This window comes from Noviherbaspirillum sp., from assembly GCF_035254865.1.
In the GTDB taxonomy this organism is placed as follows: domain Bacteria; phylum Pseudomonadota; class Gammaproteobacteria; order Burkholderiales; family Burkholderiaceae_D; genus Noviherbaspirillum.
Window position 1 is genome coordinate 22554 of record NZ_DATFAF010000043.1, and the last position, 21901, is coordinate 44454.

At 60.3% G+C, this 21901-nt stretch carries 15 protein-coding genes; 5 read left to right on the forward strand and 10 right to left on the reverse strand.

Annotated features, from left to right (window positions below):
- The first annotated feature begins 54 nt into the window (after positions 1-54).
- The 3 genes from VJ651_RS11275 (at position 55) to VJ651_RS11285 (ending at position 6886) form a co-directional block, all read left to right on the forward strand.
- Positions 55-1767, forward strand: coding sequence for an autotransporter assembly complex family protein (locus VJ651_RS11275; RefSeq protein WP_324107550.1), 1713 nt, complete (start codon positions 55-57; stop codon positions 1765-1767).
- Entirely contained in the window at positions 1757-5698 is a 3942-nt protein-coding gene (locus VJ651_RS11280) for a translocation/assembly module TamB domain-containing protein (RefSeq protein ID WP_324107551.1), read from the forward strand. The genes VJ651_RS11275 and VJ651_RS11280 overlap by 11 nt, the downstream gene beginning before the upstream one ends.
- Before the next feature lie 135 nt (positions 5699-5833).
- Positions 5834-6886 (forward strand): alpha/beta fold hydrolase, encoded by a 1053-nt coding sequence (locus VJ651_RS11285; protein WP_324107552.1) that lies wholly within the window; start codon positions 5834-5836, stop codon positions 6884-6886.
- 46 nt (positions 6887-6932) lie between these two features.
- Here the strand turns inward: VJ651_RS11285 and VJ651_RS11290 are convergent, their stop codons facing one another.
- Both VJ651_RS11290 and VJ651_RS11295 read right to left on the reverse strand, forming a co-directional pair.
- Positions 6933-7280 (reverse strand): hypothetical protein, encoded by a 348-nt coding sequence (locus VJ651_RS11290; protein ID WP_324107553.1) that lies wholly within the window; start codon positions 7278-7280, stop codon positions 6933-6935.
- 310 nt (positions 7281-7590) lie between these two features.
- Positions 7591-8100 carry a hypothetical protein gene (locus tag VJ651_RS11295; RefSeq protein ID WP_414691337.1) on the reverse strand — a complete coding sequence of 170 codons (510 nt, stop codon included), beginning with the start codon at positions 8098-8100 and terminating at the stop codon, positions 7591-7593.
- 316 nt (positions 8101-8416) lie between these two features.
- Between VJ651_RS11295 and VJ651_RS11300 the strand changes: the two genes are divergently transcribed.
- On the forward strand, positions 8417-9394 hold the full coding sequence (locus tag VJ651_RS11300; protein WP_324107555.1) for a site-specific integrase: 978 nt from the start codon (positions 8417-8419) through the stop codon (positions 9392-9394).
- Positions 9395-9412: 18 nt separating this feature from the next.
- On the opposite strand, the gene VJ651_RS11305 is transcribed toward VJ651_RS11300, so the two are convergent.
- The 8 genes from VJ651_RS11305 to VJ651_RS11340 all read right to left on the reverse strand — a co-directional run bounded on the left by VJ651_RS11305 (position 9413) and on the right by VJ651_RS11340 (position 19368).
- On the reverse strand, positions 9413-10366 hold the full coding sequence (locus VJ651_RS11305; protein WP_324107556.1) for an AAA family ATPase: 954 nt from the start codon (positions 10364-10366) through the stop codon (positions 9413-9415).
- 279 nt (positions 10367-10645) lie between these two features.
- A complete protein-coding gene (locus VJ651_RS11310; protein ID WP_324107557.1) occupies positions 10646-11389 on the reverse strand; it encodes a DUF2894 domain-containing protein in 744 nt (247 codons plus the stop codon).
- A complete protein-coding gene (locus tag VJ651_RS11315) occupies positions 11382-12020 on the reverse strand; it encodes an OmpA family protein (protein ID WP_324107558.1) in 639 nt (212 codons plus the stop codon). The genes VJ651_RS11310 and VJ651_RS11315 overlap by 8 nt, the downstream gene beginning before the upstream one ends.
- The gene (locus VJ651_RS11320) at positions 12020-14428 is read right to left on the reverse strand and encodes a DUF802 domain-containing protein (RefSeq protein WP_324107559.1); all 2409 of its coding nucleotides are present in this window, start codon (positions 14426-14428) and stop codon (positions 12020-12022) included. The genes VJ651_RS11315 and VJ651_RS11320 overlap by 1 nt, the downstream gene beginning before the upstream one ends.
- Positions 14425-15189, reverse strand: a complete 765-nt coding sequence (locus tag VJ651_RS11325) for a DUF3348 domain-containing protein (protein WP_324107560.1) — start codon at positions 15187-15189, stop codon at positions 14425-14427. Before VJ651_RS11325 ends, VJ651_RS11320 begins: the two co-directional genes overlap by 4 nt.
- Before the next feature lie 321 nt (positions 15190-15510).
- Positions 15511-16416, reverse strand: a complete 906-nt coding sequence (locus VJ651_RS11330) for a ribose-phosphate pyrophosphokinase (RefSeq protein WP_324107561.1) — start codon at positions 16414-16416, stop codon at positions 15511-15513.
- Between the two features lie 45 nt (positions 16417-16461).
- Entirely contained in the window at positions 16462-18006 is a 1545-nt protein-coding gene (locus tag VJ651_RS11335) for a thymidine phosphorylase family protein (protein ID WP_324107562.1), read from the reverse strand.
- Positions 18007-19368: an MBL fold metallo-hydrolase gene (locus tag VJ651_RS11340; RefSeq protein WP_324107563.1), complete on the reverse strand. Its 1362-nt coding sequence runs from the start codon at positions 19366-19368 to the stop codon at positions 18007-18009.
- Positions 19369-19941: 573 nt separating this feature from the next.
- Between VJ651_RS11340 and VJ651_RS11345 the strand changes: the two genes are divergently transcribed.
- Positions 19942-21891: a serine protein kinase gene (locus VJ651_RS11345; protein ID WP_324107564.1), complete on the forward strand. Its 1950-nt coding sequence runs from the start codon at positions 19942-19944 to the stop codon at positions 21889-21891.
- Positions 21892-21901: the final 10 nt, after the last annotated feature.

The following is a 21901-nucleotide window of genomic DNA, read 5'->3' on the forward strand; positions in this document are numbered from 1 at the left end:
ACATGAAGGGATATTGTGCTGCGTAGTGGCATCTTTGCCTGGATATTGCTGCTGATGCTGTCCCCGCTTCTTGCTTGCGCGCAAGTCGAGCAAGGCTATTCACTGGAGATCAACGGCGCCGGCGACTTGACTCCTCTCTTGAGCAAGCATCTCGACATCAACATGCGCAAGGAGGATACCAATCTGTCGGCCACGGAAGTGCAGCGACTGGTCAACAGCACTCCCGATCAGATCCGCGAACTGCTGGCGACGGAAGGTTATTTTTCGCCGCGCATACGTTCCGAATTCGACCGCAATGCGTCCCCGTGGCTGGTTCGCTTCGATGTTGAACCGGGACCGCCGACGCATATTGCGAGCGTCGATATCCGCTTCAAGGGCGCCATCGCGGAAGGGCCGCATGCCGACCAGCAACGAATGAACCGACTGCGCCGTCGCTGGCGGCTCGACAAAAACCAAGTATTCCGCCAGGCGGACTGGAACGAAGCGAAGAGCGAATTGCTGAAGGGTTTGTTGAACAAGGATTTTCCGGCCGCGACCATTGCCCATAGCGAAGCACGCATCGATCCCGCGAGCAACAGCGCGGCGCTCACCGTGGAAATCGACTCCGGCCCGGCCTTCACCTTCGGCGAGCTGGATATCCAGGGACTGAGCCGCTATTCGCGCGCCATGATCGACAGCATCAATCCGATTCATCCCGGCGAGCCCTATTCGCAGGAAAAACTGAACGAGCTGCAAGCGCGCGTGCAGGACACCGGTTATTTCCGCTCGGTGTTTGCCACCATCGACGCGGACACCGCGCATCCGCAGCAGGTACCGGTTCGCCTTGATTTGTCGGAAAATCCGCGCAAGCGTCTCGGCCTCGGCCTCGGCTTTTCCACCGATACCGGCGCACGCGCGCAGATCCGCTGGCTGGACCGCAATTTCCTGCTGCGCGACTGGCGCCTGGAATCCCAGTTGCTTATCGATCGCGAGACACGGGTCATCGGCGGGGATGTCTTTCTTCCGCCGATTTCCATCGGCTGGCAGCCCAGCGTCAGCGCGCATTTCGAGCGCACCGAAAGTGCCGGCGAAATCGACGACAAGCTGCGCGCCGGCGCCCGCCTGACCAGCCCCAACCGCTTCGATGAAAAAGCTTGGTCCATCGCATTCTTCGGCGACCGGCAGCGTATCGGCCCCACCTACCGCAACAACCGCCAGGCCTTGATCGGATCCTTCATCTACACCAAGCGCCGCCTGGACAATCCGCTCATGCCGCGACGCGGCTATCTCGCCTCGGTCGAACTCGGGGCAGGTCCGAGCGGACTCATCAACGAGGTCAACATCGGCCGCGTCGTCGGGCGCGGCGTCTATGTCCGGCCTATCGTGCGGCGCTGGCGTGCCGTCTTTCGCGGCCAGGTCGGACAAGTCTTCGGCGGCAGCCGGCTGACCGTTCCGTCCGATTTGCTGTTCCGCACCGGCGGCGATCAAAGCGTGCGCGGCTATGGCTATAACGAGCTGGGCGTCGCGCAGGATGGCGCGATAGTCGGCGGCACCGTCAGCGCGGTGGTCAGCGGCGAACTGATCTATCAAGTGACGCCGAAATGGGGCGCCGCCGTGTTTACCGACGCAGGCAACGCGGCCGACTCCTGGAAGGATTTCCGCTTCAAGCGCGGCAGCGGCATCGGCGCGCGCTGGAGCAGTCCGATCGGCCCGGTCAGCATCGACCTCGCGCATGGCCAGGCGACCGGCGAGACCCGTCTTCATTTTTCGGTCGGCTATGGCTTCTGAGCGCAAATTCCGCTGGCTGCGCACGACTCTGTTGCTTCTGCTCGGCATTGCCGGGCTGTTGATTGCCAGCGTCGCGTGGCTGGTGGCGACGGAAAGCGGTGCGCGTACGGCATTCGTCCTGGCGGATTCGCTGGCGAGCGGCCTCCCGCAAACCAGCGGCATTCACGGCCGCCTGATCGGCCCTTTGCGCATCGAGCGCGTGATCGTGGACAGTGCCGGCAATCGCGTGAGTCTGTCGGATATCACTTTCGATTGGCGCCCATCTGCACTGCTGAAGCGGAAGCTGCAGATCGATACGCTGCACGTCGCGCAACTCGCGATCACCGGCAAGATCGACGCCAAGCAAGAGCCGCCGAAGCTGCCGCAACGCATCGCCCTGCCCTTCGCCATGGAGGCAGACGATGTGCAGATCCGAAGCGGAGAATTCAACCGCGGCCCCGTCAACCTGGCGCGCTTCGGGCCGATCGCATTCAAGCTTGTCTTCGACGGCGCGGAGTACCGGCTGGACTTGCGCCAATTCGCGGCGGGCTCGACATCGGACCAACGTTCGGTCACAACCAGCTTCAACGGCACAATGCGCTTGTCCGCGGAGAAGCCCTACCCGTTGGACGCCCGGCTCGCGAGCAGCAGCAATGCCCTGTTCAAGGAGCAACGTCTCGGTGTGACAGGAGGAATTGCACTGAATGGTTCCTTGGCGGAACTCGTCGCCAAGCTCGACCTGACCGTCAACCAGGCGCCGATCAAGGGCCAGGCCACACTGCGGCCATTTTCGCCGCAAGTCCTTGGCGCGGCGCAGCTCGACACCCATGCGCTCGACCTGTCCGGATTCGACGCCCGACTGCCACAGACCGCGCTCGACATCGCGCTCACTTCAGCAGAAAACGGTGCCGGCAATTTGAAGCTGAACAACAACGCTGCCGACACCTATGACGAGCACAAGCTGCCGCTGTCGGCATTGGCCGTCTCGTTCCGACAAGACGCCGGTCAATTCGAGTTCAGCGACATCACGGCGCGGCTCGGATCGGACAAATCGCCTGCCGGCACGATCAACGGCGACGGGCGTTATGTCGGCGGCGCGCTGACACTGGCCTTGCGTACTGATGCGCTCGACCTCAAGCGCATCGACCGGCGTGTTCGTTCCACCCGTCTCGCCGGCAGCGTCAATATTCGCCATGCATCCGGGAGGCAGGAAATGACCGTCGCATTGAGCGAGCCATTGAAAGAACGCCGCATCACCCTCGACGCCCATGCCGTCCTGGCGGATGCCGAACTGTCGTTCGACAAGGCGCAACTGCAAGCCGGTCATGGACGGATCGATGCCTCCGGAAGTGTGACATTCAGCGGGCGGCAAGGCTTCAAGGCACAGGGAACGATCACGGATTTCCGTCTGCAGGAACTCGGCACCTTTCCCGATGCGCCCGCGCTGGAATTGAACAGCAGCTTTTCCCTGAGCGGCGTGCGCGTACCGCAGCTCGAAGCCGATCTTTCCTTCAAGATCACGGACAGCCGACTCGCGGGTCAGGCGCTTAGCGGCGACGGCGAGGCACAACTGCGCGCCGACCGTCTGCTGGTGCCTAGATTCTTGCTGCAAAGCGGTGTCAATCGCTTGCAGGTGGAGGGACAGCTGGCGCAAGCCGGCACGCAAGAGTCGAAACTCACCTTCGTGCTGAACGCGCCGCAATTGGCGCAACTCGGGCCGGGCTTTGATGGCATTCTCCAGGCTAGCGGCGTCGCGCGCGGAAGCCTTGTGCGGCCGCGCATCGAAGCCGAGTGGAATGCCAGCAAGGTGCGCGCGCCCGGTGCGCTGCAGATCGACACGATGCAGGGCAAGGCCGATGTACGCCTCGACCGCAGCCGCCCGTTCATTCTCGATGCAGCGGTGGCCGACGTTTCCGCAAGTGGCCTTCACTACGGCAGTGACGGAGTGGCAGCGATGACGACACAAGTTCGCTTCGCGCCGCAAGCCGATGCGCCGCTGAACGTGACCATGCAGGCCGATGGCATCGCGGCCGGGCAGATTCGCGTGCAGCGATTCAACACGTCCGCACAGGGAACGACAGGGCGTCACACACTCAATGCTGCGGTGGACGAGGATGGCCAGTCCTGGTCGCTGAAAGCCGAGGGTGGTCTCGACAAGATCGCCAGCGATGCGCGATGGCAAGGCAGTATCAATACCTTCGATGCGACAGGTCGATTCGCCGCGCATCTTGCCTCGCCGGCCACCTTGCTGCTGTCGGTACAACGTGTGCAGCTCGATCGTTTCGTGCTGGACGCCGACAGCGGCCGGATCGCCGTCGATCAGTTTGCGCGTGATGCCGGCGGTATCGCCACGCGGGGCCGCATCGAGCGTTTGCGACTGGCGGAAATACTGCAACATGTTCATCCCTCGCCCCCGGTGAACACCGATTTGCAGATGGGTGGCGAGTGGGATGTCCGGATCACGGACGCCTTGTCCGGCAGTATTAGATTGCGCCGGGATAGCGGCGATGTCACGGTGCTGGGCAACGCGCCGGTCACGCTCGGACTGCAAACCCTGACGGCAGAGGCCAATGCGGCCAACGGCCATCTGCAGCTGCAGTTACGCGCGGAAGGCCGCCAGCTCGGGCGCATCGACGTGGATGCGAGGAGCGGCATCGGCACGGCAGACAGCAAGATCGCGATCGCGCAGAATGCCCCGATTTCCGGAAGTGCGCACATTGTCCTACCGGCCCTCGGGGCCATCCTGCCGCTGGTTTCGCCGACGCTGGCCGCCGACGGTCGATTGCAGGCCGAGATCAGCGCCGCCGGGACCTTCGGCGATCCGAGGCTTTCGGGCCGGGTCGACGGCGATGCGTTGCGACTGGCGTTTGCGGATCTCGGCATCGATTTGCGCGGGGGCAGTTTGCATGGCGAGTTTCAGGGAAATCAGCTTCTGCTGCAGGAGGCCTCCTTCCAGGGCGCGGAGGGACGGGTTTCGGCGTCCGGCCCCATCAGCTTCAGCGGCGGAGACGTTGCCGCGCAACTGACTTTGCATGCGGAACACTTTGCCCTGCTCAACCGCATCGACCGTCGGGTGGTTGTGAACGGCGACAGCCAGGTCGCGCTGCGCGAGCGGCATCTCAAGGTCACGGGCGCGCTCGACATCGAGCGCGGTTTCTTCGATCTCGGCCGCGCCGACAAACCCCGGTTGTCGGATGACGTGGTGATTGTCGGTCGCACCGACAAATCCGCCTCGAAGATGGTGGCGGAAATTGACGTCGCACTCACCTCCGACGGCGGTATCGTGCTCAAAGGTCGAGGCCTGAATGGATCGCTGGGCGGAAAAATCCGCCTCCTCAGCGCTCCGGGTGAAAGACTGCACGCGCAGGGAACCCTCAGCATCATCAAGGGAACCTATACGGCCTACGGCCGCGAACTGGCGATCGAGCAAGGACTGTTGCGTTTCAACGGCGCGATCAACAATCCCTCGCTCGACATCCTTGCCATGCGGCGCGGGCAGGAAGTCGAGGCCGGCATCTCGGTGCGCGGCACCGCGCTTGCCCCGCGCGTGACGCTCGTGTCCGAACCGACCGTGCCGGATGCGGAAAAACTCTCCTGGCTGGTGCTGGGGCGCGGCCTTGCCTCGGCCGGCGAGAACGATGTCGGCGCCCTGCAAAGCGCGGCCAGTACGCTGCTATCCGAGAGCGCCGCGGCCGGCGTGCAGTCCGGCATCGCCAGCGCATTCGGGCTCGACACCCTCAGCCTCGGTACCAGCCAGGATAATTTGCAACAACGCATCATTACCGTGGGAAAACAGCTTTCGTCGCGGCTCCATCTGGCCTATCAACAGGGGCTGCAAACCGCCGAGAGCGTTGTCCAGCTGCGTTACGTGCTGTCGCCGCGGCTTTCGCTGGAAGCCGAAGGCGGCACACGCAGCGCGCTGTCGATCTTCTACAACATCACGTTTGATTAGCTTTCAAATCGCAGGATTGAACGATCAACCGCGATTTGTGACAAAGAAAGAAACCTCGTCCCGTCTTGAACCAACTTCCCGGAGGCAAGCCGCATGCATATCCCGTCGTCCGCTGTCTGCTGGTGGTTCCAATCCATGGACCGTACTCGCCGGATACGCGGCGCAACAATGGATCAGATGGGATACGGCCCAATCGAAAGTCCTTACCAGACCAGACTCACGCGGCCGGGCATGCGTCTTCGCTTCTATGGCGGCGCGGCATCGAGCCAGCAAATTGCGCTGATCATTCCCGCACCGATCAAGCGTCATTACATCTGGGACATGGCGCCCGAATGCAGCGTGGTCCAGCGCGCGCTGGCCGCCGGCATGCAGGTCTACTTGATTGAATGGACCACGCCTGAGGCTGCACGGGCAGAATTCGGCCTCGCCGATTACGGCTATCGATTGATCGATGAGTGCGTGAACGTGATTCTGTCGGCCACGCCGCACGGAAGGATTTTTCTGCTGAGCCACTCGCTTGGCGGCGTTCTCGCGGCAAGCTATGCGGCACTCCGGACGGAGCGCGTCAGCGGCATGGCGTTGATCGAGTCGCCCTTGCATTTCGCCGAGGCGAACGGCTCCTTCGCGCCATTGGCAGTATTCGGCCCGCCCGCGCACAGGCTCGTCGAGGTATTCGACAATGTTCCCGGTTCGGTGCTGAGCATGGCCAGCGTGGCGGCATCGCCGGCCACTTTCCTGGCCGAGCGCTATGCCGATTTCGTCGCAAGCCTGCAGTCGGACGAACTGATCAGGCGGCATCTGCAGGTCCAGCGCTGGACGCTTGACGAAGCACCCATGTCAGGCCGCTTGTTCGAGGAAGTGGTGGAACTGCTGTATCGCGAGGACCGCTTCATGCGCGGCTCGCTTGTCGTCAACGGGCGACGCCTCGGCCCCGCAGATATCGTCGCGCCGTTTCTCGCGGTCTACGATCCGCGCAGCCTCATCATCCCGCCCGCGTCCATCACGCTGTTTCAAGCGGCCACAGCAAGCAGCAACAAGCGACTGCTGCCTTATCACGGAGATAAGGGAGTTGCGCTGGCGCACGTCGGCGCCCTGGTCGGGGATAACGCGCACAGGCAGATTTGGCCGGAAATCTTCCGCTGGATCAGCGCGGTCTGCACCGATGAAGTTGTCGCCACCCGGCACTGAATTCAGGAAAGGTGGGCGCAGGCGCCCGCCTCCTGTTGCTGACCGATTACTTGTTGGTGCTATCCGATCCGGGGCTCTTTTGAGAATCGCCGCTGCTCGATCCCGACGTGCCGCTGCCGCTCGATCCGCTGGCGTCACCCGACTTCGCCTTGTGCGACTTGGATGTCTTCTTCTTCGCGTGCATGCGCTTGCTTGCCTTCTTCGACGTCCCGCTGTCGCCCGAGGTCATCTGTTCGGACGACTGTTGACGTGACTGTAACTCGGCTGCGTGCCGTTCGACTTCTGCTGCCTTGTCCGGATCCGTGCTTTCGCGGATTTCCGATGTTGCTTGCGCAAACGATGCGCCAGCCATTGCCATCAATGAAACGAAAATCGCCAGAGATGTTTTCCTCATTGTTGCCTCCTTTAACGAGTCGAATGGAACCGCTTGCCGCACAGAATGGTTCGCGACGATTCACGTTGCCGCGAAAATCTGCGCGGTCGCTCGAAATAGGACTCCTGGAAGCTGTTTCAGTTTCGTCAAGGTTGAAGATTATTATCAAATGAGGGAGCGTCCGGGGGTAAGTTGTGCATTTTGGCGGTCGTGGCGGGATGCGATGCTAGGCGCCCGGCGCGCCGCAGTGCGAGCACTGCTAGCGGTGGGCAACACCGCAGCGCGCCCGCGACGACCAGCAAAAATGTGCAACTTACTCCCGGACGCTCCCTCAATAATTTGTTGCATCGGAACTTGATGTCCCTGTCACCTTGCCGCTCGTCATGTCGAAATGGACGTTGAAGAAGCGTGGCGTTTGCATTGATCTATCTAGGTAGCGCCAGTCCCATACTTCTTCGTTCTTCAGCTTGAATTGCACCACGCTGCGCGGCTTGCCGAGCATCCGGCGCACCTCATCCTTGCTTAGGCCGGCCTTGACGCGTGCGAAGTTCTCCTCGATAAGAACCTGCTTGTAGTCACGCAACTTTCCGTCCGTGCCGATCGTGAAAAACCAGGTGCGCACACCTTCCGGTCCTTTCGGATATTCCAGCGTGCGCTCCCCGCTCTCCTCTTCGCGCACGATTTCTGGCTGGCCCATGACGTTGCGCACATCGCCTTCGGTGGAGACGCCCCGCTCCAGCTTGTCCAATCCGAATTCCTCGATGGGACGACCCTGCTTGTCGCAGCCGAAAAGCAGCAAACCTGAAAGAAGCAGGATCAGGGATCGAATCCATGGTGTCATTTGCATTCCTCGGTTATCCGTTAAATTGCCGGCTTGTTCTCGTTAGGAGCGCCAAGACGCGCGATATGTTCATCATTACTGTCGAGAAGAGGCTTCAGTTGCCGTGTGAAAAATGAAATATACGGGAATAGCAGATCACCCCGCCTCCTGGCAGACCAAGCGCGCAGCGCGCGGACGCCTGTGGCAATCACCGGATCCGGTATATTGCATTCTACTGCCGCCGGCGGCCCATCGTGCGTGGCGGCATTTCACGGCCACGCTGAACCACTGCGCCGACGCAGCACTCCTACTCCTGGCAAATCACTTGGGAGTACTCATGGAACAACTGGACCTGCTCGATCTGCCGCGCATCGACACATCGGATAGCTGGCTGAAAAATCCGCGCGCCGCCTTCGAAAACTGGCAACGCAATACGGTGCATTCGGACGGCTTTCTGTATTCGGAGCGTTCGATCCGGCAGCACTGTGCGATGTGGCACCGCTTCGTCGATTACCTTGGCGGATATGAACTCGACGTGCGTACTATCCAGTCGGACAAGCTCGCGCATTTCCTCGACAGTTTGCTCGGCAAGGACGGCAGTCCTGCAGAGGACTCGACCAAGCGTCGATACCTGAAACTGCTGTCCGCCGTTTTCGAGCATCTGCAGGAAGCCGGCGTGCGGCGCAGTGCCAATCCGTGCACCGTGCTGTTCAAGTATTTTCGCCCCGCGCCCGATCGGAGCCCGGTCGCCCTCGCCTCGCAGGACGACGAGAAGTTCGTCGCGATGGTGCTGGCCGAACCGGCGCGCTTCTGGCGCGACTATCGCGATCAGGCAATGATGGTGCTGATCATCGGTTCCGGCCTGTATGCGAGTGAAGTGATCAACCTCGAAATGGACCAGATCGTGCTGGACGCGGATCCGCCCTATATCAATGTGGCCGCTCACGGCAAGGTGCCGGAACGCAAGGCGCCGATCGTGCCCTTCGCGCGCGAACCCTTGCGCCAATGGCTGGCGCTGCGCGCCACGCTGCCGGCCGCTTCCGAACAGATCGTTTTCATCTCCGGCAAGGGCGGCAAGATGTTGCCGGCGACCCTGTACCGCAAAGTGCAATCCATCCTGAAGGCGAACGACACGACATTGCACCCGCGCGGCGGCTTCGGCCCGCAGGTCTTGCGCAATTCCTTCCTGATGCGCCAGCTTGCCAAGGACAAGCCGATCGACGTGGTGAAGCAATGGGCAGGACATGTCGAAACCAAGTCGACGCTGCGTTATCGGCGGCTGGTGGTCAATCCGGGCGGCGTGGAAGCGGAATGAAGGCCGCTTCCGCAAGGATCAGAAACCGATCTTGCGCTTGCATGGATCCGCCTTGAGGCGGACGTCTTCCGGCGCCAGCGAAGCGCGCCCGGCCGCAACCGCATAGCCGAGTCCGTCGAGCAGTGCCTTGCGCATCTCGCGCGGCGATACCTCGGATAATTTGTCGAGGACGCTATCGCCAAGGTCTTCGTCCATATTCTGCAGCTTCAACTCACGCAGCAATCCGACATATACGCGCCGTGCGATGCCGGCGGCCTGATCCGGCGTAGGTGTGGGAATCTCGTAAATCGCCATCCGGCTCAGCAAGGCCGGGGGAATGCCGTCCAGGCTGTTGGCGGTCAGCACCCAGAATACCTGGCTGGCATCGAGATCGACATCGATGAATTCATCATGGAAGGCGCGCGAAGTCTCGGGCTCCAGCAATTGGTAAAGCGCGGACATCGGGTCTGACTGGGTGGAACCGGTAGCCTTTTCCACCTCGTCGAGCAGGACCACCGGGTTGGCGAACTTGCCGCGCACCAGACGTTCGGCCACCTTGCCGCACTTGGCGCCTTTCCAGGTGGATGAACTCCCGGTGATGACGAAACCGGCCGACAAGGCATTCATGCTGATGAATTCGAATTCGGTGCCCAGCACTGCAGCGAGACGCTTGCCGAAATGGGTCTTGCCGACGCCGGGATCGCCAAGGAGCAGCACAGGCATCACATTGACACCGGCGCCGCCGGCGATCGACAGCCCGAGATAGCGCGCCAGGTCGTCCAGCACCTCGCCGAAATTCGGACAATCTTCATAGAGAGGGTCGAGCGCCTCGGTGGAGGAAGGGGTGGTGACGAAACGTTCCGCACCCAGTTCCAGCATGTTGTCGTAAAAAGCTTCCAGCTCTGGCGATTTCAGTGCACGCGCCCTTTCCTGGGCGCTTTCGACTGCTTTCATGCTGTAGATCGTATGAGAGCGGGCGAGTGTGATCGTCATGGTGAAAGCTCCTGATGCATGCCGGCTTCCGCAGATGCAGCATGCAAAAACGACAGTTATCCGTGCACTGTTACAAGCATTATCGAGTTCCAACGTGAAAACTTGATAATGCAGCCGCGTACCGCCGGCCAGATGCTATCGCTTATGCAAACTCTGTTCCATCCGCAGAAGATTTCCAACGACTAACTACCTTGATTATTGCAGCGAAAATGGAAAGCGATGTCAATTGTCTGCGGCACCGTTGCAGCGCGGCCACAGGAGTGCGGCCATCAGGACAGTTTATTTTTTTGCCGCCCTCGTCGCCGGAGTTTTTTTCGGCGTGGCCGGCTTGTCTTTCTCGCCTTGATCGAGGGATAACAAGGTCTCTGTGTAGGACATGAACCGGTTGAGATAATCGGGCGAGATTTCGCGCATCAAGGCCAGCGAGCGCAGCACCAGCATGTGGGAATTGATCGGTCCGGCATTCGCAGGAGCCTGTTCGAGTGCTTGTGTTACCTGTTTGTCAGCGCTCAGTTTTGACCAGGTATTTCTAAAATTCCGAATGGTCTTCAGTTCGGAACGCGCTCCGGGATTCCCTCCCGGCCGCGCGTCGGCATGGTCCGGCGAATGTTGCTCAAGCTGATGCACCAATGCTCTCAAAGCTGCGCATTGTTCACCGGCCTTCAGCTTGGCGATCAATTGTTGCAATCCTTTGAAATCACCGGCGACGAAGAACCGCTCCAGTTCCTTACCAGCGTGCGGATATTCCAATGTGCTTCGCGCGACGCTTGCCCTGGCTTCGCATCGCGCCTGGTCAAAGCGCTCCTGGAACGCTGTCAGCGTCTGCGCCAGCCTGGCGTCGAGCATGCGCTTGACGCTTCCCTGATGCGCACTCGCGCGTTTGGCCAGCACTTCAATATAGTGCAAGCGCACGGCGTCAAACCGACCCGCCCCCGCCGTGCGCAGGGAAGCGATCAGGGCGTTGAAATCAAGTGGGGAATCCGGTGGCGCCTCCCCGATTTCCCGGCGATCCGACTCATTCATGAAGCGGTGCTTTGGTATTGGAGGTTTTCGGCACGGGTGCCATTTCCACCCGCCGGTTTTGCGCACGCGCGGCGTCATCGGTATTGGGCTTGACCGGCTGTTCGGAGCCAAAGGCCGCCGCAAACACCATGGAAGACGGCATTCCTTCCTCGATCAAGGTGCGGGTGACGGTCAATGCGCGCTGCGCCGATAGCTCCCAATTGTCAGTGAAGGGGCCACCACGGATCGGCTTGTCGTCGGTAAACCCGCTTACCATCAGCAGTTCGCCGCGCGCAGTCAGATAAGCGCGCAGCGGCGTGACCAGGCTGTTTAACAGTTGCCGGCCTTCCGGTTGCAACCGATCCGAATTGAGCGCGAACAGCACCTGGCCGCTGATGCCGATGCGCCCATTGTTCAAGGTAATGCGTCCCGTCGCCAGCGGAATCGCCAGGGCTTTTTCCAGGCTCATGCGGCGCTGCTCTTCGAGCTGGCGTTTTTTCACCTCGTCTTGCAGGTGCGATGTCAATTCCATCTGCACGCCCACCACACCCACCAATATCAGCACGAAGGCGCCCAGCAAGCCCGACATCAAGTCGCCAAAAACAGCCCAGACCGGCGCGGTGTGCTCAACACCTGCGTCACTGTCATCCATTACCTGGCCTCTTCGTCAAACACGGCTTGCTTCACCGGTAGCTGGCGCAACTCTTCGAGCACTTCTTTTTGCGACATCATGCTGAGGTCGATGATTTCACGCGCCTGGGCCACGTAATAGGCGAGCTGCTCGTCGCTTCTCGACATCGACTTGTCCATTGCGCCTTCAATGCGCTGCAAGTTGGCGATCAGCTTTTCATTGGCTTCATTGAAGGACTGCACAGCAAAGCCAAAGGCATCGGACAGGCTAGAGACATCGACCGCACTGCTGGTGACGTGCGCAGCAATGTCAGTCAGTTTGGCGGCTTCCGCGGCAACATTGCCCGAGAATGCGCTGGCAGTGGCGTCGAGGGTCGTCGCGGACGAAGCGACCAGGGAATCGATTACGCTGCGCTGCTCCTGTGAAGCGTGATTGATCGCCTCGAGCAGTGCATTGAGCGTCTCCATGATGCGGCTGCGCTCTTCAAGCAGCGCATTGTCGCGCGCCACGCTGTTGGAGATTTCCTGGCGTAATTGTCCAATGACTTCTGCTGCGGCGCGCGGTGCTTCCGAGGCCGTATGGATGAGTCGCGTGATCGGCTCTTCCAGCGCGGTGCCAAGCGTTGTCAGATGACTTGCCAACGCCGCCTGCAATTGCCCCAGGCGTTCGACCGCCGCATTGCCACGCGTGGCTTCGTCATCCCTGAGCGCGCCGAGTTCTGACCGCAGCAGGCCGGCCAGTTGATCCATGCGTTCGCGATGCTGCTCGATCCATTGCGCTTCAGACGCAATGCGAGAGCGCATCAACTCTTCCGCGGCAGCAACCAGGCGCGTCGTTTCGGCGAGCGTATTGCGAGCACCGGTCTGCAACTGACTTGCCAGCTCGGTTTGCCATTGCTCCAGCCGTTCGACCGCTGCGTTGCCACGCGCAGTTTCCTCGTCTCTGAGCGTGCCGAATTCGGAGCGCAGCAGGCTGGCGAGTTGATCCATGCGTTCGCGATGCTGTTCCATCCATTGCGCTTCTGAAGCGATGCGGGAACGCATCAATTCTTCAGCACCGGTGATCAAGCGCATTATCTCGGCGAGCGTATTGCTGGCGCTGGTCTGCGCCTGCGCAGTGATATCCTGCGCGGTCCGGGTCAAGGTGTCGCAGATTTCCTGCTGTTGTAAAAGTGTTTGCGTGCCCGTTTGTTGCAATTCGCGAGCGAGCGCCGCTGCCATGGATTCCAGGGACTGCGTCCACGCCTGTTGCCGTTCTTTGTCGCGCTCGGCCTGATCGGTCTGCAGGCTGGCATATGCCTCGCCAACCTTGGCGACGAGCGCGCCCGAGCGCTGCTCGAATGTTTCGTTGAAGGCATCCAGTGCACGGTCCACGCCCGCGACAACGCTGGCGCTTGCCTGTTCATGGCTCTTCAGTGCCCCTGTCCAGGTTTCGGCCACGGTGGCGGCGGACTGGCTGAATCGCGCAGACAGCCCGTCGAGTTGCATCTGCACTGTATCGGCCACGCGTTCATGCAGCAACTTCGCTTCACGCGCGATCCCGTTCATGGCGGCCTCGACCACAGGTTTGATGCTTTCCCCGGCGGCATGCGCGCCTTGGCTCAAGCTTTCGCGCAGAGATTTATCAACCGCGCCCGCCAGATCGGTGTAGACGCCTTTGACATTGCTGTGAAAGTCTTCTTGATTGCTGAGCAAGCGCTGGTTCAATTGCTGACTCATGCTTTCCATCTGCGCCATCATCGTCTGCAATTGATCGACCACCGCAGGCAAGGCCTGCGATTGCAACTGCAGCGCCTTGAAGGTTTCCTGACGCTGATGTGTGAGTGAAAAGCGGCGCAAAACCGTGGCAATTCTGGTATCCAGCAATTGCGCCGTCAGCATTCTTTCGCGCCGGCTGAGTGCCGACATCAGGCCCAGCATGGCGGATGCGGCCACCCCTGCCACCGAGGTGCCGAACGCCAGCCCCAGTCCCTTGACCGGCACCGCGAGCGCGGAACGGATCGCCTCGAGATCGGTCGTTTTTTCCAGTGCGAAAACCGCTCCCTTGAGCGTGACGACCATGCCAAGAAACGTACCGAGCATCCCCAGCATCACCAGCAGCCCGACCAGATACGGCGTGAGAGCGGGTCCGGGCAAGCCAACACGTTCGCCCTCGATGCGCAAGCGCACCGGGTTTTGCAAGGAAGCATGCACGCTGGACAGCCACTCATTGAGGTCGGCGAGGCTTTCGGGAATCGCCGTCAACGCGGTTGCCAACGAGGACGTAGCCTGACGAAATCGATGAAGTTCGACTGCGCCAAACAGGTAGACCGCACCAATCATGGCGGTCATCAACATCGCCAGGAAGCTGGAGTCGATAAACCCGACACCTACCCAAACGATTCCGATGAAGCCCAAGAGGAAGGCGACGGTAAATAAATGTCTATTCATTGTGTATCTTGTCTGAATGCTTCGATGAGTCCCATCGCCGGTTGCAAGCGAAGCTCCACTTCGGCCAGCAGCAGCATTTGCATGTCATTGCAAAAGCGTGCCAGCCAAGCTCCCGGCTGCGTCCAGCTGGCGGGGTTGTCCGCCTGCTGTTCATCAACAAGCTTCTGCTGATGTGCCTTGAACAGTTGCTCGAAATGTTTTTTAAGAAGCACCGGTATCTTCGAGAGCAATTTGCTCTCTCGATCGCGCAGCACTCTCTCCAGCGTTGCGTCCAGCTCGGCTAGTTTCTTGAGCCGTGGCGATGCCTTTGCCAGCGATGCCCGGATATTGGTCCGCAACGGCTGCACGCTCGATTCCATGTCGCGTTGGTGCGATTCATAGAAGCGGCGATACTGCGCATAAGCCGCCCGGAGATCCAGCGGCAGCTCAAGCAGCGGTGTGGGCAAACTGATATGCGTCCTGCCCAGCCTGGGTGAAAAACTCCGCATGACGGAATTCACCAGGAAGGTCTGTATCCGCTCCAATTCGGCGCTGGCTTCAGCACACGCGGCGACGTGCCGATCATGATGCATGCTGACCTGCACTTTTGGCGGATTTGCACTGCTGTCGCTGTGCACGGCAGACAGGCTGATCGCGTCGGCAAAGTGAATCCACAGGCCCAGTTTTTCAGCAAACGCATTCCCGGGCTCGACGGCGTCTACAAGAGCCAGGTCAGCGAGGCAACGAATGAGTTTTGAACTGTGGAAATTTGTACGCGGCAACACTCGCGTCATATGCAGGAGTAATCAAAATCGAAAAAAGCAAGAGGAACTCGTTATTCACGCCGTTATCCGCATGAACACTTGTTTTCGCCAAGCCCCAGCTTTCGGCGACCGTTTCATTGCATACATGCAAGCGGCATTATATCGCGGAGGAGTAGAAACTCAAGCGAGCGGGAAATGCATCCCGCGCCCGCATGGCTTGACATATTTGTCCGATTACAGATTGCCCACTCTCATGTGTGCGTGTGCGTGTCCTGCCCGATCAAACATTCCAACCTGGCTGAACTCCCATCGGGGCAGCAGCAATCAGCGAGGCAGAACTCAGAGATTGATTGGCAGAATGGCCATCAATTCGACGGCCGCCACCGCAATCGCGTCGCTCAGGTCGATCTGATTGGACGGATGCGCGATCGTGTTGCAGCTGACGATGCGCTCGACGCCGGCGTTCTGCAAATCCTGATAGGCATTGCCAGCAAAAATCGGATGCACCGTGATGCACATCGGCGGCGGCAGCCCCGCAGCCTTCAGGCAATTCGCCGCCGCGATCATGGTTTGCGCGGTGGACGTGATGTCGTCCACCAACACCGGCGTGCCTCCCTTCCAGCCGGACATTTCGGGAGCCGCGACGGCTACATCGCGATCGCCCTTGCGGGTCTTGCTCAATACCGTGTAGCGGCAACTCACCGATTTCGCCACCCTGGCGGCCCATTGCTCACTCTCCGCATCCGGGCCGACGATGACCGGCTCCTCGACATGCTCGGCAATCCAGTCGCCGATGACGGGTGCGGCCCGAACCACCTTGGTGGGAATGCTGTAGATTTCGTTCAGCTTGTGATGCCGGTGCAGATGCGGGTCCACCGTGACCAGCCAGTCGCAGAAGTCCGACACGAAGCGCGCGAAGTGCGCCGAGGTCACGCCCTCGCCCTCTTGGAAACGCGCATCCTGCCGCATGTACGCAAGATAGGGCGCGACCAGTCCGATGCGGCGCGCGCCGAGTTCGCGCGCGATGCTGATCGCCAGGTACAGGGAAATCATCTTCTCGTCCGGATGGTCGAGCGTGCAGACGAAGATCACGTCGCGCCCACGCACCGGCGACAGCAGGCGGATGTAGGATTCGCCATCCGGAAAGTGGCGCATCTCCATCTGTCCCACTTCGCACGAGATCGCCCTGTCGAGATGCAAGGCGAAAGTTTCATTGCCTGGCATGGCAAAGAGGATCGGTATCATTATTGTTCACTCCAATCAATAAACGCCTGTCAGGCGAGAGAAATTCTATCTTTCCTGCAAGAGAATCATGTCCTCCTGCGCTTCCGCGTAGGTACACGCATAGGCAAGTTCGCCGGGCGACTCGGCATGAATCGTCATCAGCGGCTGCCCGACTTCGACCATGGTTTCCAGCGGCGCATGAAATATAAGGCCCGCGGCATGCGCCTTCGGCGCACCAGCCAGCTTCGCGATGCGCGCCAGCCGCCGATTGTCGATGTCCGCCACCTTGCCGCGATGCTTCGAAACGATCACATGCGTATGCTGCGCATGCGGCGGCTCGCGCATACCTCCCTGCGCCTCGCAGATCGCCTGAAACTTGTTCCACGCCAGCCCGCTCGCGAGTACCTCACGCGCTTTTTGCATTCCGCTTCCCGGCGCCACCTTTCCGCCCAGTTCGAGTACACGCCCCGCCAGCAGCAAGGCGCGCTCGCGCAGATTCTCCGGCGCACCCGGTGCGTTTTGCAGGACGGCGAGCACGTCCAAGGCCTCCAGCGCCGGTCCGATGCCCCGGCCGACCGGCTGCGAACCGTCGGTGATGATGGTTTCCAGTTGAATCCCGAGCGAATGCCCGACTGTAATCAGACGCGTGCTCAATTCTTCCGCCGCTTCACGCGATCGCACTTTCGCGCTCGGTCCAACGGGAAGATCGATCAATGCATGCGTGGAACCCGCCGCGATTTTCTTCGACAACACCGATGCCACCATCTGGCCGTCGCTGTCGAGACCGAGCGGCCGCTCGACGCGGATCAGGATATCGTCCGCAGGACTCAGGTTGACCGCCCCGCCCCAGGCAATGCAGCCGTTCTCGCGTTCGACCACGCGGCGGATCTGCGGGATGTCGAGGTCGACTGGCGCCAGCACTTCCATCGTGTCGGCGCTGCCGGCCGGCGAGGTAATCGCGCGCGAGGAAGTCTTGGGGATCGTCAAGCCGCAAGCGGCGACGATGGGCACCACGATCAGCGTGGTGCGATTGCCCGGCAAGCCACCGACGCAATGCTTGTCCACCACAGGATGCGCGCCCCAATGCAGGCGTTTTCCGACATTGATCATCGCCTGCGTAAACGCTGTCGTCTCAGCGATGTCCATGCGGTTGCCCGCGCAGGCGGCGATGAAGGCAGCCATCTCGATGTCCGAATACCGGCCATCGACGATGTCGCGCATGATCGCGTTCGCTCCCGCCATGGTGATCGGGTGACCGTACATCTTGGCGCGAACCTCGGAAAACGATTGCATCGGCGCGGGATGGAACAGCCGGATGCGATCGCCGTCGGCGCCGCCCAGCGCGCGCCAGGCCGCTTCCGACAGACCTGCCTCATCGATCTCCAGAAACGATGCCTTCACGACATTGAGCGTCGCGATGATGCGCTTGTGGTCGCGCCAGATTTCCACGCGGGAGAACGCCTCGAAACCTTCCGACTTGCAGATATGGCAGTCGTCGCGCATGAAGATCACCGGCTCCAGGTAGGTATCGATGCCGATGCGCCGCATGCGCAGCACGTTGCCTGCGCCGTGAGGCTTGCCATGACCTGGATGACCGGAATGCTGCTTCATTTACTTGAGTTCCACGGTTTCGAGATAATCGGGAACCGTGCAAGGCCACTGCAGTTTTTCCTCGATGCGCTTGCGCAAGGTATCGGCGGCCTCCGGTTCACCGTGGGTGATGAAAATGCGGCGCGGCGGATGCTGAAAGTGCGACAGCCAGTTCATGATCTCATCGCCATCGGCATGCGCCGAGAGGTTTTCAATCTGCAGCACCTGGGCACGAATCGGCACGTACTCGCCATGGATCTTGACCGCATCGGCGCCGCCAACCATCGACGCGCCGCGCGTGCCGCCCGCCTGAAAACCGGCGAACAGAATCGTGTTGCGCGGATCGGGGGCGAAGGCCTTGAGATGATGCAATACCCGCCCGCCGGTTGCCATGCCGCTCGCGGCGATGATGACCATCGGCATGTGCTGCAGATTGAGCGCCTTCGATTCCTCCACCGAATTCACGATCTTCGCCGCGTGGCACATCGCCCGGCATTCCTCGTCGTTCAGACGATGGTCGTCGCGATAGTGTCGATAAAGCGCCGTGACGTCCGCCGCCATCGGACTGTTCAGATAGACCGGCAACACATTGGATATCGCGCCGGACTGCTTGAGCAGGTGCATGTAGTAGAGCAGGATTTGCGCGCGACCGACGGCGAACGAAGGAATGACGACGATGCCGCCGCGATTGACTGTTTCCTGGATGGTCTTGCCGAGCAGGATCATCGGGTCGGCGGGATCGTGATGCCGATTGCCATAGGTGGATTCGACCACCAGGTAGTCCGCACGCTCGATCGTCGATGGCGGTGCCATCAAGCGATCCTCGGAACGTCCGAGGTCGCCGGAGAAAGCGATGGTCGTCTTGCCGTCGTCGAGCAGCGCGATCGCGGCACCGAGAATATGGCCTGCGCGGGCGAGCTCGGCATTCACGGTGCCCGCTACGCGAAAGCGATGTTTGAATTTAACGGGAGAAAAAAACTTCAGGCAGCGTTCGGCATCATCCTGCGTATAGAGCGGCAACGCTGGATGGTGCTTGGAAAAGCCATGCTTGTTCGCATAGCCGGCTTCTTCTTCCAGCAAGTGGCCGCTGTCCGGCAGCAGAATGCGGCACAGTTCATAGGTCGCCTCGCTGCAGTAGATCTTTCCGCGGAAACCGTTTTTGACGAGCAGAGGAATGTAGCCGCTGTGATCGAGATGGGCATGCGTCAGCACGACGGCATCGATAGCGGACGGCGCCACCGGCAGGTTGGCCCAATTGCGCAGCCGCAATTGCTTGAAACCCTGGAACAGCCCGCAGTCGACCAGGATCTTCGTGGGGCCTGCGGAGACAAGGTATTTTGAGCCGGTGACGGTTCCTGTCGCGCCGAGGAATTGAATCTGCATGTGTCTGCCTTTCGCATCTGAACTGTTGACCGCCCGTCTCCCTCCCGAATGTCATTGCGCAGCGGCAACCACAACAACACTATCCACAATATCGAATTTCCGACCATTGATGTAGATCAACCATTCCCGAGGCGCCCTCTTCGTCACTTCCGAGTGCCTCTGCAGTTATCTATCCAAACAGCGTCGACGGTGTTTGCGCATGTAAATTTTTCAAACAGGCGATATTCGTCGGACCGCGCAACGACTCGACAAACGCACATTCTCTCGCAGCAGACCATGTATTCATCATGCAGATCCTGTTTTCTCCAATTTCAGGCGTTCGTGCGCGCCAAGCATGCCCGCAGTTCGATGGCACATATGCTTGCATGCATCTTGCTACCTTCCCTTGTGCATAGGGCGCGTTTAGCGAGATCGAGCGAGTTGAATTCATTGACCATCCTCATCAATCACTCTTTTGCACGCGCCCTATACTTAAACCGAGTCCTTTGAATCGAGAGCGAGAGAAACGTAAACCGATTTCGGATGTCCATCTTTCAGGAAGCACATTCGATAACCTTACGGGGAGCACATGTCATGGCCACACATAGCGACGTCAATCATACTGAGCAGCAAGAAGATATCCTGCAGAGCCTGGTGGCTTTCGCCAAGGATCATCGCGCCGCCCACTGGTCCGGATCACTCTCGCAATTCCTTGAGCGAGTGCTGCCCGCCGATCCGCAAGGTGTGGCGCGCACCTCGCATCAATACATGTGGGACATGATTCGCTGGATGGGCGGCGAAGACCAGGACGGAAACTTCCGCTGCAAGCTGTTCGATCAGGAATTGTTCGGCGTTGATGAATCCATCGACCGCGTCGTGGATTATTTCAAGGCGGCCGCAGCCGGCTCGGAAGTCGGCCGCCGTCTGCTGTTGCTGCTGGGCCCGCCGTCCGGCGGCAAATCCACCCTGGTCATCCTGCTCAAGCGCGGCATGGAAGAATACAGCCACACCGAGGCCGGCGCCATTTACGCGGTGCAGGGTTGCCCGGTGCATGAATCGCCCTTGCATTTGATCCCGCATTCCGTGCGGCCACGCTTCCGCGAAACCTACGGCGTCGACATCATCGGCGAGGTCTGCCCGCATTGCCGCACGCGCCTGGAAAACGAATACAACGGCGACTTCCTGCGCATGCCGGTCGAACGCATATTCATTTCCGAAGCGGGACGCGTCGGGATCGGCACTTATGCGCCGCACGATCCGACCACCGCAGACCTGGCCGATCTGGTCGGGTCCGTGGACCTGTCGAAAGTCGCCGAGTATGGCGACGAAGGCGATCCGCGCGCATGGTCCTGGTCCGGCGCGGTGTATGCGGCAAGCCGCGGCATGCTGGAGATGATCGAGATCCTGAAGGTCAAGCGCGAATTCCTCTACCTGCTGCTGACGCTCACGCAGGAAAAGAATGTGAAGGTGTCGCGCTTCCCGCTGATCTATCTGGACGAAACCATTCTCGCGCATACCAACCTCGCCGAATTCCGCAAGTTCCTGCAGGAGAGCGAGAATGAAGCGCTGCTCGATCGCATGGTCATCATCCAGGTTCCTTATACGCTGAATTACAAGGACGAGGCGCGAATTTACAAGAAACTGATTTCCTCGGCTGCGCCCGCATTCCGCGAAGTGCACCTCGATCCGCATGTGCTGCACGCGGCGGCAGTATTCGCCATCTTCACGCGTCTGCATGAAGCGGACGACAAGGAACTGGAACTTAGCAAGAAAGTACGTCTCTACGCCAGTGAAGAGGTGGAAGGTTACTCGCATGCGGAAGCTGATCGGATGAAACAGAGAATGCCGGACGAAGGACTGGCCGGGATCTCGCCGCGCTTTGTCATCAATGCCTTGTCGAACGCGATCATCCAGACCAACGTGAAGAGCCTGACTACCATGGACGTGCTGCTCGCGCTCAAGGATGCAATCGAGAATGACGCGCGCATCGATCCGAAACGCAAACGTAAATGGATTGATTACCTGGTGCTCGCGCGCAAGGACTTCTACAACCGCTGGGTCAAGGAAGACGTGCACAAGGCGCTGTTCGTCTCCTTCGAACAGGAAGCGCAAGATTTGCTCGACAAGTATCTGGACGAGGTGGAAGCGATGCTCGACAACCGCCAGATCAAGGATCCGATCACCAACGAGGAGCGCAAGCCGGATGAACGCTTCCTGCGCGCGGTGGAGGAAAAGATTCACATCTCCGAATCCGGCAAGCAGTCCTTCCGCCAGGAGGTCGTGCGCAAGGCGATGGGCGCCTACAAGCGCGGCGAGAAATTCACGCTCGACAGCCACGCGCAACTTCACAACGCTGTTCAGCAATACCTGTTCGAACAGCGGCGTGACGTGCTGCGACTGGTCAGTTCCACCACGAGGCCGGACGAAGAAGTGCGGCAAAAGATTTCCGTGGTCGAAAAACGCCTGGTCGACGAATACGGCTACGACAGCCACAGCGCTCGCGAAGCGCTCAACTATGTCACGACACTGATGGCGCAGGAGTAATGCCACAGGA